This is a genomic window from Streptomyces sp. NBC_00654 (assembly GCF_026341775.1).
Classification (GTDB): Bacteria; Actinomycetota; Actinomycetes; order Streptomycetales; family Streptomycetaceae; genus Streptomyces.
Genome location: NZ_JAPEOB010000002.1, coordinates 218,969 through 232,921 on the forward strand (window position 1 = coordinate 218,969; position 13,953 = coordinate 232,921).

Sequence of the window (13,953 nt, forward strand, 5' to 3'; positions counted from 1 at the left end):
TTTCCTCCGGGCGCTGTGTGTCTGTGGCGTTCACATGGGCTCCAGCAGGGCGTTCAGATACCGTCCGGTGTGGGACCGGGCGTTGGCCGCGACCTGTTCCGGGGTGCCTTCGGCGATGACCTCGCCGCCCCGGTGTCCGCCGTCCGGCCCCATGTCGATCAGGTGATCGGCTGACTTGATCACGTCGAGGTTGTGCTCGATGACGACGACCGTGTTGCCGCCGTCGACCAGTCGTTGAAGCGCCGCCAGCAGACGGTCGACATCGGCGATGTGGAGGCCGGTGGTGGGTTCGTCCAGCACGTAGAGGGTGCGCCCACGAGTGCGGCGCTGGAGCTCGGCGGCGAGCTTGACGCGCTGCGCCTCACCGCCGGACAGGGTGGTGGCTGCCTGGCCGAGCTTCACATATCCGAGCCCGACGTCGTCCAGGGCCCGCAGATGCCGGGAGATGATCTGATGCCCGCCGAAGAAGTCCAGGCTCTCCGCCACGGTCATGGCGAGCACGTCCGCGATGGACCTCCCCCTGTAATGCACGTCGAGGGTCTCCTGGTTGTACTGGGCGCCCTGGCACACCTCGCACGGGACGTAGACGTCCGGAAGGAAGTTCATCTCGACCTTGATGGTGCCGTCGCCGTAGCAGTGTTCGCAGCGGCCGCCTTTGACGTTGAAGGAGAACCGGCCGGCCTGGTAGCCGCGCACTTTCGCCTCCGGGGTCCGGGCGAACAGCTTGCGCAGGTGGTCGAAGACGCCCGTGTACGTCGCCGGGTTGGAGCGGGGGCTGCGGCCTATCGGCGACTGGTCGACCTGGACCACCTTGCCGATGTACTCGATGCCGGTGATGGTGCGGTGCCGGCCCGGCACCCTGTGTGCGCGGTGGATGCGCCGGGCGAGCGCGGTGTGCAGAATGTCATTGACCAGGGTCGACTTGCCCGAGCCCGAGACGCCGGTGACCACGGTGAACAGGCCGAGCGGGAACGACACCGTCACGTTGCGCAGGTTGTGCTCGGATGCCCCGTGCACAGTGAGGGCGCGGCCCTGTGCCGGCTCTCTGCGCCGGGTGGGCAGGGGGATCGTACGGCGTCCGGAGAGGTAGGCGCCGGTGACGGACTCAGGATGTACGGCCAGTTCCTGTACGGTGCCCGAGCAGACGATCCGGCCGCCGTGCGCGCCTGCACCGGGGCCGACGTCCACCACCCAGTCGGCGCCCCGCAGCGTCTCCTCGTCGTGCTCGACGACGATCACCGTGTTGCCGCGGTCGCGCAGCCGCTTCAGGGTCTCGATGAGCCGCTGGTTGTCGCGCTGGTGCAGCCCGATGGACGGCTCGTCCAGCACGTACAGCACACCGGTCAGCCCCGCGCCGATCTGGGTCGCAAGCCGGATCCGCTGCGCCTCCCCGCCCGAAAGGGACGCGGCGGGCCGGTCGAGCGAGAGGTAGTCCAGGCCGACATCGAGCAGGAACCGCAGCCGCTCGCTGATCTCCGAGAGAACGGCCTCGGAGATCAGCTGTTCACGGGTGCTCAGTTCCAACGCCTCGATGAACGTGGCGAGTTCACCGAGTGGAAGGGCGGCGGTCTGAGCGATGCTGCGCCCGCCGACCGTGACCGCGAGGACCTCCGGGGCGAGCCTCGCGCCCCCGCAGGCCGCACACGGCTCCGCGCGCATGTATCCGGCGAACCGGTTCTGACCGGCTGCGGACTCGGCACCCTCGGCGTAGCGGCGCTTGATGTGCGGTATGACTCCTTCGAAGCGGGCCACGTGCGAGCGGTCACGTCCGAAGCGGTTCCGGTACGTGAGGTGCAGCCGCCGATCCGCCCCGTGCAACACCATCTGACGTGAATCGACGGAGAGTTCACGCCAGGGGGTGGTGACGCTGAAGCCGGCGTCTGCGCCCAGGGCTTCGAGCAGGCGGGCGTAGTGATCGGCGCCGCTGGTGTTGGCCCAGGGGGCGATGGCGCCCTCCGCCAGGGACATGGTGTCGTCCGGCACGACGAGAGCGGGGTCGACCTCCACGCGCGAGCCGAGGCCGCTGCAGGTGGGGCAGGCGCCCCAGGGCGCGTTGAAGGAGAACAGCCGGGGCTCCAGCGACTCCAGGCCGATGTCGTGGGAGCGCGGGCAGGCCATCTCCTCGGAGAGCACCAGCTCGCGGCCGGGCGAGTCGAGTTCCTGATCCACGAACTCGACCCGGAGGACGCCGCATCCGAGCCCCAGCGCGGTTTCCACGGATTCCGTCAGCCGCTGTCGGATACCCGGCTTGACGGTCAGCCGGTCGATGACGGCGTCGATCGAGTGCTTCTTGCGCTTGTCCAGTGCGGGTGGCGTGGTCAGCGCAAAGACCGTCCCGTCAACCCGGACCCGGCTGAATCCATAGGCGGACAACTGCCGGAAGAGTTCGGCATGTTCGCCCTTGCGGTCGCGGACGACCGGGGCCAGCACCTGGAAGCGGGTCCCCTCATCTTCGTCCAACAGCAGGTCGACGATGCGCTGCGGTGTCTGCCGGCTGACCGGCTCGCCGCACTCGGAGCAATGGGGGTGGCCGATCCGGGCGTACAGCAGGCGCAGGTGGTCGTAGACCTCGGTGACGGTGCCCACCGTGGAACGCGGGTTGCGACTCGACGTCTTCTGATCAATGGCGATCGCTGGGGACAGTCCCTCAATGGCATCGACGTCGGGCGTGTCGAGCTGCCCGAGGAACTGCCGCGCATAAGAGCGACCGGCAAATGGTGGGCGGGGCTGCCCAGCCGGGCCCGAACGCAAGGCAGGCACGAGCCTGAGTGATCATGGAGTTCTTGACGCTCAGTGATCACCCGGAGGGCTCGTGCCTGCGGTCCCATCATGCCTTTTGGAACCCCTGTGGGACCAATTCGCCGTTCTGCTGCCCGTGCGGAACGAATACGCCGAGAGCCATCCGCTGGGTTGTCACCGGCGACGGGTTCCAGACCGGACCGTCTTCAAGTACATCGTGCTCGCGCTGGTCCACGGCTCCGGCTACGAGCGGATCGCTGGCGCCGGATGCTCCGACCGAACGATCCGACGCCGCGTCAAACAGTGGGCTGAACTGGGGATATCCGAGAAGGTCCATGCCCTCGCACTCGAGGCCTACGACCGCATGATCGGCCTCGGGCTGAGCGAGATCTCGGTGGACGGCTGCATCACCAAGGCCCCGTCCGGCGGTGACAAGGCCGGGCGGTCACCGGTGGACCGGGGCAAGCAGGGGCTGAAACGCTCCGTCGCCTCCGATGCCTGTGGTGTCCCGCTCGGGATCGTCTCCGACGGGGCCAACCGGCACGATTCACCCTTGCTCGGCCCCACCCTGGACGCGGCGCAGGCGCAGGTCGGCGCGATGCCGGAGACCGTCAACGTCAACCTCGACCGCGGCTACGACAGCGCCAAGTCCCGTTTACTGATAGCCGAGTTGGGTTTCACGGCCGAGATCGCCCGCAAGGGAGTGCCCGCCCCGATCCAAGCCGGCAAGCGCTGGGTGGTCGAGCGCACCCACTCGTGGATGAACGACTACGGCAAGCTCCGGCGCTGCACCGAGAGGAGCGGCGAGGTCGTGGACTTCTACCTCTACCTCGCCGCCACTCTCGTCACGCTCCGCATGCTCATCCGACGCTCGACGAGCCGCTACCGCTGGGACGGCCGCCCCACCACCCGACGCCTCAAGTGATCCATTTGCCGGTCGGTCTAAGCGGAGAGGGATTCGATATAACGCCGCTGCCCCTCGGCGAATATGGTATCGAATGCCAGGCTTGACTTTCCGGATCCCGATACACCAGTGAACACGATAAGCGCATCCCGGGGCAGCTCGACGGATACGTCACGGAGATTGTGCTGCCGGGCACCCTTGACGACGAGCCGATTTCTCACTTCGCAAACCTCAGGTGGTGTCGAGAACGAGCCGAGACCAACCGTAACACCGCGCCACCACACGCCAGGCTCGCTATTCAGCACCAGATCTGTGTGGCAAATATCGCCCTTGACAGGGAAGCTCATCGCATGAGCAAAGAAAACCCGAGCAGGCTGGGAAAGCAGCGAGAAAACGCACGGGTGACTCTTGACCTCGCACAGAATGTTTGAGCAAGGGAAGGGACGGTTCAGTGAGCCTTTTCCAACCTCACGCTGATGCGTGGTGAAGGACAAGGACGGCCTTCACGACGTTGGTGATGCGGTTGGTGCTGCAGCGGAGCTTCCGCAGGAGGCGCCACCCCTTGAGGGTGGCCATGGCCTGCTCACCGAGGCAGCGGATCTTGGCGTGGGTGGTGCTGTGGCGGAGCTTCCACCGTTTGAGGCGCCGACCCCGAAACGGTACGCGGACGGGTCTGCCGGCGCCTTGGTACGCCTTGTCCGCCCAGCATCTGAGTCCGGCTTCGGTAAGGGCTTCAATGATCCCGTGCTGTCGTGCGGCGGTCAGGTCGTGAGTCGAGCCGGGCAGAGTCGGCGGGACCCAGAGCAGCCGTCCAAACGGGTCGGTGAGGACCTGCACGTTCATGCCGTGACGCTTGTGTTTCCCGGAGCAATAGGGAGTGTCGGCGGCGATGCGGTCGATCGGCAGCAGGGCGCCGTCGAGGATGACGAATGCCTTCTCCCTGATCGTCCGCATCGCCTCGGTCAAGGACAGGGCGAGGGTGGCCAGGGCCTCGACGGCTTCACGTATGTAGCGGTAGACAGTCGCGATCCCGACGCCGAACCCGGCGGCCAGCTGGGCGTAGGTGTCACCGCACCGCAGGTGAGCCAGGACGAGCAGAGCCTGACGCTCCGCGGGAAGGCGCCGCTAACGCGTACCGATCTCCTGCCGGCTGGCCTTCAGCCGTTCGGTCAGGAACCGCAGGGTGCGGCTGGACAGATCAATCGCCGACGGGTAGACAAGCACGCGAAGCTCCTGGCAGACACGGGTGATCTTGGTCGAGAACCCGTCTACCAGGAGCTTCGTCGTTGCGCATGCCCGTCCAACTCGCGGCCATCACCACCAGCTCGGAAAAGGCTCACTGATTGAGTCGGCAACTGTCATGCTGCTCAGGCTTCTTGGTCCTGAGTTGCGATCCGAGTCGGGGAGCGAGACTCTGCTATTGGCGACGCAGCATTACTCTGGCGAGCCTTGGAGGATCGCAATGGCAAGCCCACCATCGATTTCGCAGGGTATGCAGTCGTCGGTTGCAGGTAGCTCTGACTGCGTTCGGGCTCTATGGCAGCAGCCAAACGGGATATTCGGCGAAATCACACGTTTCGCCGTCATGGCGTTTTCAAACAGCGTGGGGGCTTGACTCTGCGGGCGTAGTGGACCCGGAAAATTGGTCGGCACTGGGGAGTCGAACTTTCATTATGGATTAGCTGACCCAACCAGCTGCAGATGAGTTTCCCGCATTAATTCGTGCAGCGTCGTGAAATCCAAAGCAGGGCTCCCTTTTCCCGTCGGCTTTACCCTGAGGCGAGGAGCGCCCAATGAGGCATCACAGTTCACTGATGCGTAAGTGTGGGGTTTTCATACTGACGGGAGTTCTGTCAGTCGCGCTCCTTCAATTCTCTGCGGCAGGGGCCGTCGCCGAAACAGGGAGTCGTGCGCCATTCTCCCACTGCACCAAGACCTTGCCCGAGGGGAACGAGGGTGCGCCCTGTCGGGCCGGTGGAGATCGTTCCGCAGGCGAGCCGTGGCGTGCATCGAAAAATTCCCTCGAAGCCACCGCCCGGGAAGGTCCGATCAAGGCGGAGACACCGAAACGCCTCCAGTTCCGGCTGCTGGGGTTTCGGGAACTGGCGTCCACCGACACATCCAATGATGAAGTGTGGCTAGCGGCATCCGGCCTGGATTCCTCGGCTGTGACCATCGGCAAGGACAGGAAGCCGGTTGTCGACCTCATCCAGGCGCCCATGATCGGTGACGTCTCCGACAACAGGGTACGAGGCCCCTGGGCCGCCAACCCGCACGAACTGATCGACTTCGATTTGCAGCGACCCGGCGACTATCCGCGAACGTACACTGTCACGCTCTACATCGTGGAAGAGAATGAGGGAGAGCTGGGCAAGGCTTTTGACGAACTCCGAGCAGAAACCGGCGGGAAGATACGCGAAGTCGTCCAGAAGGCCGCTACCGCGGCTGCGGCCACCGCTGCCGGAGCAGCGATAGGTTCCGCAATACCTGGAGTGGGGACCGTGGTCGGGGCTGCGGTCGGGGCGTTGGCCGGCGTCACTTTCGACGCACTCGCAGATGCCATCAGCGCCGCCCTCAATGACGAGATCTTTCCTCCGGTCCCTCTCACCCTCACAGTCCCGAATCCGGCGCTCGTCGCAGAACAGGGAGGGGTCGGGGACACCCAGACTCTCACCGTGAAGAAGGGAGGAGCCCACTACGAGATTGACTACGACTGGCATGTCGTCACCGCCCCGGCGGGCAATCCGCCCCCCGTGCCCGACAACATGAATGAGGCACTTGACCAGATCGGCGTGGATTTCAGCGTTCCGGAGTCCACCATGCGTGACTGGCTTGCCAACCCCTCCTACACGCCTTACCCGGCCATCGCCCAAGCACTGCTCAACATGGGGCGGAAGTTCAAATCCCCTATCTATCTCGACGTGATCGTCTGGAAGTACGAACATGCCGAGGGAGTGAAATCGCCACGTATCGTTTCGGACGTGAAAACCGACATCCTGAAGCAGGCGGTTCTGGCTGCCTCGAACGAGCGGTACGGAACGGAACTGAGAGATTTCGAGCAACTGTTGAAATAGTGGTTGTGGCTCGCGTCATGCGGCTCCCGTCCACAGTCATGGACGGGAGCCGCGTCCATGACGCACAGAGTCTGTTTCCAGCCTGACGGAGGTTGGACGGGCAGCCCCGGCAGCGGACATAAGAAAGCCCCTGGTGGACGGGTTCACGACCAAGATCACCAGTCTGCCGGGAGCTTTCGCGTGCTTGTCCACCCGTCCGGCATCGATCTGTCCAGCCGCACTCTGCATCACCTCTCCGGTCTCCTCGCAGGCCACCGCCGTCGCATCGGCTCCCGGTGGCGTCGCCTGACCTGCGGCCGGCAGGCCCTGCTCGTCCTGGCCCACCTTCGCCGCGGCGACATCTACGCCCCCTTGCAGCAGGCTTCCGCGTCGGGATCGAGACCGTCTACCGGTACATGCGCGACGCCGTCGACCTTCTTGCCACTCGGACGCCCACGCTGGAGCAGGCCATGACGACGGTGTCGAGGCAGGCGTACGTGATCCGACGGCACCGAGCTGCCGATCGACCGGATCGCTGCCGACCAGCCGTACCACTCGGGGAAGAAGAAGCGCCACGGGATGAACGTGCAGGTTCTCGCGGATCCAGCCGGCCGTCCGATCCGGGCCTCGGACGCGCTGCCCGGAGCCGTGCACGATCTGACCGCGGCCCGGACCGGACCCACGGCATTCCCGCCGTTCTCGCCGCCGACGACATCAAGTGCTGGGCTGACAAGGCATGTCAGGCGCAGGCCCTGCTGTCCGTGTCCCCGTTTCCGGGGCAAGAACCTGCGCGGCCGGCGTCGCCGTCACAACCGCGACGACGCCAAGGTCCGCGGCCTCGGCGAACGCGCCACGGCCACCCTCAAATGCTGGCGGCTCCTGCGGAAGCTCCGTTGCGGCACCACCCGGATCACCGCCGTCGTCCGTGCCGTCGTGGCCCTCGAACTCGCCACCTGATCAAGATGGAAAAGGCTCACTGTCCCCCCGGAGAACGCCCCGACCCGACCACCGGTCACCACGCGGTCGAGTGACACACACCAGCGAAACCCCACCCCGTAGACCGGCCGCCTGTGACACGCGGGGCGGTGCACACCGTTTCCGGGGCCGAACCCGTGCTCTTGGACGTACTCGCCGTACGTCATGCCGATGACGTACGGCGGCAGGACCGGCGTCCACGAGAAGAACCGGTCATGATTGGATACGCACGGTCGTCGCGGACCACCATCGACGTGTTCCCGTTGGAGAGGACGCCCGGCTTCCTTCACTTTCAGCAGCAGCGTTCGTCCGGCACTTTGGGCAGCATCTGGAGGCTGACGGGCTCAGGATTGATCACGAGAGCGCGGGTCCTGTCCCAGTACCGCGCGAGCTGCTTCATCGTCGCGTTGGACTCCTCCAGGAGTATCAGCAGCCGCGGGCCGATGGCGTCCGGGGCGGCTCCGATGCCCAGTTCGTCGGCGACACGCGTTCGGCGCCGGCCTCCCATGCCGAGCTGGACCAGGGCGTCGTGCATGTCGGCGATGTCGCGGTAGTAGGTTGACGCCGGGCAGGCGGTTCGCCCACGGGTGGAGATCCGCTTGATGTCGAGGACGGACACGAGCGAGCCGTGGTGGAGCATCTGGCAGGCGATGCACCGCAGGGACACCGACTTGCCGCCGCCGGTGGAGGCGTTGACCAGGTTGTGCGGGGATTCGGCGTCCAGGTCGACGGAGACGATCCGCGCACCGGCACGGAATCCGACGGTCGGCGCGAGCCTGCTCTGTGACCATGCGGCCGCCCGCTCGTTCCCAGGACGAAGTCTCCGCATCCGGTAACACGTGCGGCGGCGGTCCCGGTCCCGACACGTTTCCGCGGCGGCGGAGAGCCGGGGCCTCAAGAACAACCAAGCTGGAAGGGAATCGGGCGACGCCGCCGCAGTATCCGGACCCCATTCTCCCGCGCCATCAACCGAGGTGAACCCGTGACCGTCATAGTGGGAACCCTGCCGGTACAGGAAACGGTGCACCGACTGCGTGCCCATCTCGCCGGACTCGTCGACGTACAGGGCCGCCTGCACTGCCCGTGTTCCAGCCGTGTCCTGGAATCCGCCCTCACGCTGCGCCTGCTCGATACCGAAGGCTGCCACCACCAAGCCCGCGCGCGTCTGCGCGCCTTCCTTGAGAAGGCGTCCAGCCGGCCCGGCGCAGGTGGGCTGGACCGGCTCCTGGCCCGTGCCGCCCTGTCACGGCCTCCCGCGCCGGGAGCCGGGGACGATGACGTTCTGGCAGGGTTCGTGCACCACACCGCCGTACGCAAGCGGATACTCATGGACACCGTCCTCCACCTCGCCGGCACTCCGGGCACGCTGCCCCGCCGTGGTCCGGAAGAGTTCGTCGCCGGGGAACTGCACAGCTGGAAGCGGCCGGAGATGCTGGCCTGTCACCTCATCCACCTTCACGCCCACCGGGACACCGGCCAGGTCGCGGCCGCCGATCTGGAGCCGCTGGCCGCCGTCCTGAGCGGCGAGCACATCCACGAACGCAACCACTTGTCCCACCTGCTGTACCTGTTCGCGCTGCGCCCCTACTCGGCCCATCGGCACCTGGTCGACGCGGGCATCGAGCGCCTGGTGGCCACCCAGGGCGCGGACGGCGGGTTCTCCCTGAGCCGGGACATCGACACCTGGGTCACCTCGGTCGGCGGCCTGGCCCTGTCCGAGGCGGGAGCCGACCGGGGTCTCCTGGACCGGACCTGCGCCTGGCTCGCCGCCCGCCAAGCCGACGACGGAGGGTGGTCTTTCACCGAAGGCGTCGCCCAGACCGACGCCGACACCGCCTACACCGTCCTCAAACTTCTCCACCGGCATGCCCCCGCCCGGTACGCCAACAGCCTGGAGGCCGGTCATGCCTACCTGCGGCGGATGCAGAACCCCGACGGAGGCTGGCCCGTCTACCGGCGAACCAACCCGTCCGAGGCGGCCATGACCGGCGGCGCGTTGTCCGCGCTCTGCGACCGGCCCCACGCCAATGCCGCCGCCATCACCGCAGGCGCGCGCTGGCTGATCCGCAACCAGCAGGGCGACGGCGCCTTCGAACGCAGTTGGAGCCTGTCGGAGGGCAACGCGCTGTTCCGCTCAGTCCACGGCCTGAACGCCGCCCTCGGCCATCACCTCCTGGACCCCGAGACCGCCGGCCACGCCCGCACCGCCGTCCACCGGGCCAGCGACTGCCTCCGCGCCGGCCAGAACGATGACGGCGGGTGGGGACATGGCAACGGGGCACCCAGCGACCCGATTTCCACCGGATACGCGCTCGCCGCCCTCGGCCCCGACGCCCGGCCGGACGTCCTGCATGCCGCCGCCACCTATCTCATTGCCCGCCAGCGACCGGACGGGGGATTCGACTCCACCCCGGACACCGTCTCGCCCCGGCCCATCCCGCTGGACCTGCCTGCCCTCGCACCCGCCTACATCCTGCGCGGCCTCACCCATGCCCTTCCCACCGGCCCGCCGCCGCCTCGGAAGGCAGCGGTGAGGCCCGGCCGGGCTCCGGCACACACCGTTCAACCCGCACCAGGTACAAGCAGGTACCGAGCACAGATCTTCGACTTCGACGGCACCCTCGTCGACACGGCCGAGGTCAACCTGCACGCCGTCCACGCCGCACTGACCGCTCACGGTACGCACGTCCCACTGCGGTGGCTGCGCACCGTTCCACTCGCCGACCTCGGCGTGCTGCGCCGTCATCTGCTGGCCGCTCACGGCTTGGTGCCGGCCTGCACGGACGCCGACATCGTACGCGCTGCCCGCGGCTACTGGCTGGCCCATACCCACCAGGTCCGTCCGGTCGCCGCAGTGGCCGCCGCCGCTCACGCCGCCGCGGAGAAAGGCCCCGTCGCGGTGGCATCCGCCAACGACGGCCACATCGTCCGAGCCGGACTCGCCGCCGCCGGACTCGCCCACCTCTTCACCATCATCGTCACCCGCGAGGATGTGGCCGCCCTGAAACCGGCCCCGGACGCCTTCCTCACCGCGGCATCCCTCCTCGAAGTGGAACCCGCCCGCTGCCTCGCCTACGAGAACACCGACGAAGGCATCAGCGCAGCCCACACCGCCCGGATGGACACCATCGACATCCGCGCCACCCCCTGGACCGTCCGCCGACCACCGCACACGTACAGGTCCCGGTCGTTCTCGCCGAAAAGCAACACGTGGGAATGATCCGCAGGTCAGGGCGTGGGTCCCATCACGGCGGACCGGTCGCCGTGTTCGCGCAGCCCGGAGATCACCGCCGTCTCCATCGACCTGTCGGACTTCTCCGTCACCCTCAACGGCAGCACGTTCGATGCGCGGGCCGTCGCCGGACACGGCATGACCCGCACCAGCATCAGCTCGGCATTCGGGCGAAGCCGGCCCGCAACCCCGCTCTCTTGGATCTCGCCGCCGAGCTTCCCGCTGTCGTCCTGAGCCGCCTCCCCGGCATCACCATCCGGTCGGCCACTCGCTGGACCCAACGCTCCGGGGCCTCCCGCAACGGCTACGCGGCCGACCTCTCCCGCCGCGGGGCGGGAGACTCCCCAAGTTCCATGGCCGGGCCTGCCCCAGGGGAGACGTGTCCCAGGCGTGGACCACCCGGGAGGCCGGTCCAGCGGCACAGGCGGGCCGGGCCAGACCACCTGACGTCGCGTCAGCCCGTGACCCCGGGCACGACCAGGCCGGTTTCGTACGCGATCACCACCGCGTGGGTCCGGTTCTGCGCGCCGAGTTTGGTCAGCACGTTCCCGACATGCGTCTTCACCGTCTCCAGGCTCACCCTGCACGACTCCGCGATGTCCGGGTTGGACCGGCCGGTGGCCATCAGGCGCAGCACCTCCTCCTCCCGGCCCGTCAGCGCCGCCTGCGGCAGCGCTTCGGCGGATCCCAGGGGGCGGGCGGTGACCATCCGACGCAGGGCCGCCGGAAAGAGGATCGCCTCGCCCGCCGCGACCACCCGCACCGCCTCCGCGATCTTGGGGACGGGGAGACGCTTGAGCACGAAGCCGCTGGCCCCGGCACTGAGCGCGGCGGTGACGTAGTCGTCGTTCTCGAAGGTGGTGATCACCACGACTTTCGGCGGGTCGGCCGGCCCGGCGAGGAGCTGCCGGGTCGCCTCTATGCCGTTGCGGCGCGGCATCCGTACGTCCATCAGGACCACGTCCGGCCGCAACCGCCGCGCCTGCTCGACTGCTTCGATGCCGTCGGCGGCCTCCCCGACGACGGTGATCCCGGGCCGCATTCCGAGCAGCGTGCGCAGACCGCTGCGGGTCACCTCGTCGTCGTCCGCGATCAGGAGGGTGGTGCAGCTGGCGGCACCGGGGGTGTCAGTTGTGACGGCTGTGCTCGTGTCGGGGCCGGTCACGACCGCTGCGGCCGCTTGTGAGCCGATCATGCGGGCAAGCGTACCGGCAGCCGGACCGCCAGCCGCCAGTGCTCCGGTCCGTCCGGACCGGCCTCGATTTCGCCGTGCAGGAGCCGCACGCGCTCGAAGAGGCCGGACAGGCCGTGCCCGGACGTTGGGAAGGTACCCTGGCTCATTCCGCTCCCGGCTCCGGTCCGGTTGACCACGTCGAGCTGCAGCGAGTCCGGCGTGGCCGCCACCTTGACCCGGATCGGACCGCCCGCTCCGTGCCGCAGCGCGTTCGTCAGCCCTTCCTGCAGGATCCGGTACGCCGCCCGGGAGAGCGTCCCCTGCACCTGCGCACAGTCGCCCGACAGCCACGGCTCCACCGCCGCGCCCGCGTGCCGCAGCCGGTCGAGCAGCTCGGGCAGGTCGGCCAGGGTGCGGGCAGGCGCCGTCCCCGCTTTCTCCTCGCGCAGCATGCCCAGCACATAGTCCAGGTCCTCGAGGGCGGCCCGGGTCGACTCCTCGATGCTGCGCAGGGCGGCCCGCGCCGCCACCGGGTCGGCACAGAGCATCTCGCCCGCCACCGCTGCCTGGATCGTGGCGGCCGTCAGCGTGTGCCCGATCGAGTCGTGCAACTCGTGGGCCAGCCGGTTGCGTTCGGCCAGCACCCGCTCCCGCTCGGCCGCCAGCGCGAGCCGCTCGGCCGGCGACGGACCCAGAAGTCTGGGCGCCAGCCACCGCAGGGCGTACGTCACCGCAAGGCAAAGAGCCGCCGCCAGCAGCAGGCAGCAGAATGCCGCCGCCCAGCTCTGCCAGCCGCTCTCCGCCCGCAGCGACCAGCCGTTCACACTCACCCCGGCCTCGGCGCCCGCCCAACCGCCGGGAAGGAGCAGGCCCGCGATGAACAGCAGGACGCTCAGCTGCGCCCCCGCCCACCCCAGCGCCACATGCGACAGCAGCCAGAGCGGGGTCCGCCAACGGTCGGCGCCCAGTGCCGCGGAAGAAGCCGCCCCCTCACCGGGCGGGCCCGCACCCCGACGCTCGCCCACGGGATCCGGCAATGGCACCCGCAGCATCCGCCGGGCGCAAGCGATCAGCACCCGCCGCGTGGTACGAGCCAGCCCGATCACACCGATCAGTACGGACCAGGCCAGCACGGTCAGAGCGAACTGCACTCCCACGGAAGCGGATGGCCACGCCATCGCCGGCAGTGCTGCGAAAGGCAGCAATGGAAGGCTCGCCAACGCGCCGCAGTAGGCGAATAGCGCACCCGAATACGTGGAGCCGCGCAGCAGCGGCCGGATTCCTCTGAACATAGCCAGGCAAGTATGGCCGGACGGCCCACCGGCGGCCTCCCCCGATCGGGGGAGCGAATTCTCCCGCCTTCCCGCGATGTGTCCGTTGGCCCCGGAAACCAGAATCGGGGTCTCACCAGTTGACGGGACGGAAGGACGGGCTGTTGAACGCTCAGAGGATCGAGACGCCGCTGAACCACACGGTGTCCGCGCAGGACCAGGCCGTACGGACTCTGACGGCAACGAACGGAGTGGCACAGGGCCTGACAACACCGAAGAACAGCCTGGCCACGGCCGCCATGACACTGGGCATCATCAGCCTGTGCACCTCGGTCGTCTTCATCGGCGGCCCGCTCGCCGTGATCGGTCTGATCCTGGGCATCGCCGCGCTGATGGCGGCCAAGCGGACCGGTATGGGCCGGGGCAAGGCCGTCACCGCCGTGGTGACGTCGTCCCTCGCGATCGTGGTGTCCGGGCTGGTCGCCGTCTTCATGGTCTGGTACGCGAACAAGACGCAGGAGTGCTACCAGCCCGACAGCTTCCACCAGTACACGCAGTGCGTCCGCGAGCACCTGAACGGAAACTGAACGGCCTTCCCTGCCCCT

At 67.9% G+C, this 13,953-nt stretch carries 9 protein-coding genes and 3 pseudogenes; 6 read left to right on the forward strand and 6 right to left on the reverse strand.

Annotation, left to right across the window (positions count from 1 at the left end; translation table 11 throughout):
* Positions 1 to 30: 30 nt before the first annotated feature.
* A pseudogene (gene uvrA, locus OHA98_RS21250) lies at positions 31 to 2,703 on the reverse strand (excinuclease ABC subunit UvrA); the annotation flags it as partial.
* Positions 2,704 to 2,812: 109 nt separating this feature from the next.
* On the opposite strand from uvrA, the gene OHA98_RS21255 reads away from it, so the two are divergent.
* The gene (locus tag OHA98_RS21255; RefSeq protein ID WP_266928240.1) at positions 2,813 to 3,664 is read left to right on the forward strand and encodes an IS5 family transposase; all 852 of its coding nucleotides are present in this window, start codon (positions 2,813 to 2,815) and stop codon (positions 3,662 to 3,664) included.
* A 17-nt stretch (positions 3,665 to 3,681) separates the two neighbouring features.
* On the opposite strand, the gene OHA98_RS21260 is transcribed toward OHA98_RS21255, so the two are convergent.
* Positions 3,682 to 4,137 carry a hypothetical protein gene (locus OHA98_RS21260; RefSeq protein WP_266931013.1) on the reverse strand — a complete coding sequence of 152 codons (456 nt, stop codon included), beginning with the start codon at positions 4,135 to 4,137 and terminating at the stop codon, positions 3,682 to 3,684.
* Positions 4,112 to 4,867, reverse strand: a pseudogene (locus OHA98_RS21265) (transposase family protein). The gene OHA98_RS21260 and the pseudogene OHA98_RS21265 overlap by 26 nt, the downstream one beginning before the upstream one ends.
* Positions 4,868 to 5,436: 569 nt before the next feature.
* On the opposite strand from OHA98_RS21265, the gene OHA98_RS21270 reads away from it, so the two are divergent.
* Both OHA98_RS21270 and OHA98_RS21275 read left to right on the forward strand, forming a co-directional pair.
* Positions 5,437 to 6,717, forward strand: coding sequence for a hypothetical protein (locus tag OHA98_RS21270; protein WP_266928242.1), 1,281 nt, complete (start codon positions 5,437 to 5,439; stop codon positions 6,715 to 6,717).
* 180 nt (positions 6,718 to 6,897) lie between these two features.
* Positions 6,898 to 7,653: pseudogene (locus tag OHA98_RS21275) on the forward strand (transposase family protein).
* Positions 7,654 to 7,963: 310 nt separating this feature from the next.
* On the opposite strand, the gene OHA98_RS21280 reads toward OHA98_RS21275, so the two are convergent.
* Complete coding sequence (locus OHA98_RS21280) at positions 7,964 to 8,500, reverse strand: hypothetical protein (protein ID WP_266928244.1); 537 nt, start codon at positions 8,498 to 8,500, stop codon at positions 7,964 to 7,966.
* Positions 8,501 to 8,653: 153 nt separating this feature from the next.
* Here OHA98_RS21280 and OHA98_RS21285 point away from each other — a divergent pair, with 153 nt between their 5' ends.
* Positions 8,654 to 10,891: an HAD hydrolase-like protein gene (locus OHA98_RS21285; protein ID WP_266928245.1), complete on the forward strand. Its 2,238-nt coding sequence runs from the start codon at positions 8,654 to 8,656 to the stop codon at positions 10,889 to 10,891.
* Between the two features lie 15 nt (positions 10,892 to 10,906).
* Positions 10,907 to 11,137, forward strand: coding sequence for a hypothetical protein (locus OHA98_RS21290; RefSeq protein WP_266928247.1), 231 nt, complete (start codon positions 10,907 to 10,909; stop codon positions 11,135 to 11,137).
* A 220-nt stretch (positions 11,138 to 11,357) separates the two neighbouring features.
* Here OHA98_RS21290 and OHA98_RS21295 read toward each other — a convergent pair whose 3' ends face one another.
* Together OHA98_RS21295 and OHA98_RS21300 are read right to left on the reverse strand one after the other, a co-directional pair.
* On the reverse strand, positions 11,358 to 12,098 hold the full coding sequence (locus OHA98_RS21295; RefSeq protein ID WP_266928249.1) for a response regulator transcription factor: 741 nt from the start codon (positions 12,096 to 12,098) through the stop codon (positions 11,358 to 11,360).
* A complete protein-coding gene (locus tag OHA98_RS21300) occupies positions 12,095 to 13,228 on the reverse strand; it encodes a histidine kinase (RefSeq protein WP_323179615.1) in 1,134 nt (377 codons plus the stop codon). The genes OHA98_RS21295 and OHA98_RS21300 overlap by 4 nt, the downstream gene beginning before the upstream one ends.
* 284 nt (positions 13,229 to 13,512) lie before the next feature.
* On the opposite strand from OHA98_RS21300, the gene OHA98_RS21305 reads away from it, so the two are divergent.
* Complete coding sequence (locus tag OHA98_RS21305; RefSeq protein WP_266928252.1) at positions 13,513 to 13,935, forward strand: DUF4190 domain-containing protein; 423 nt, start codon at positions 13,513 to 13,515, stop codon at positions 13,933 to 13,935.
* Positions 13,936 to 13,953 lie beyond the last annotated feature (18 nt).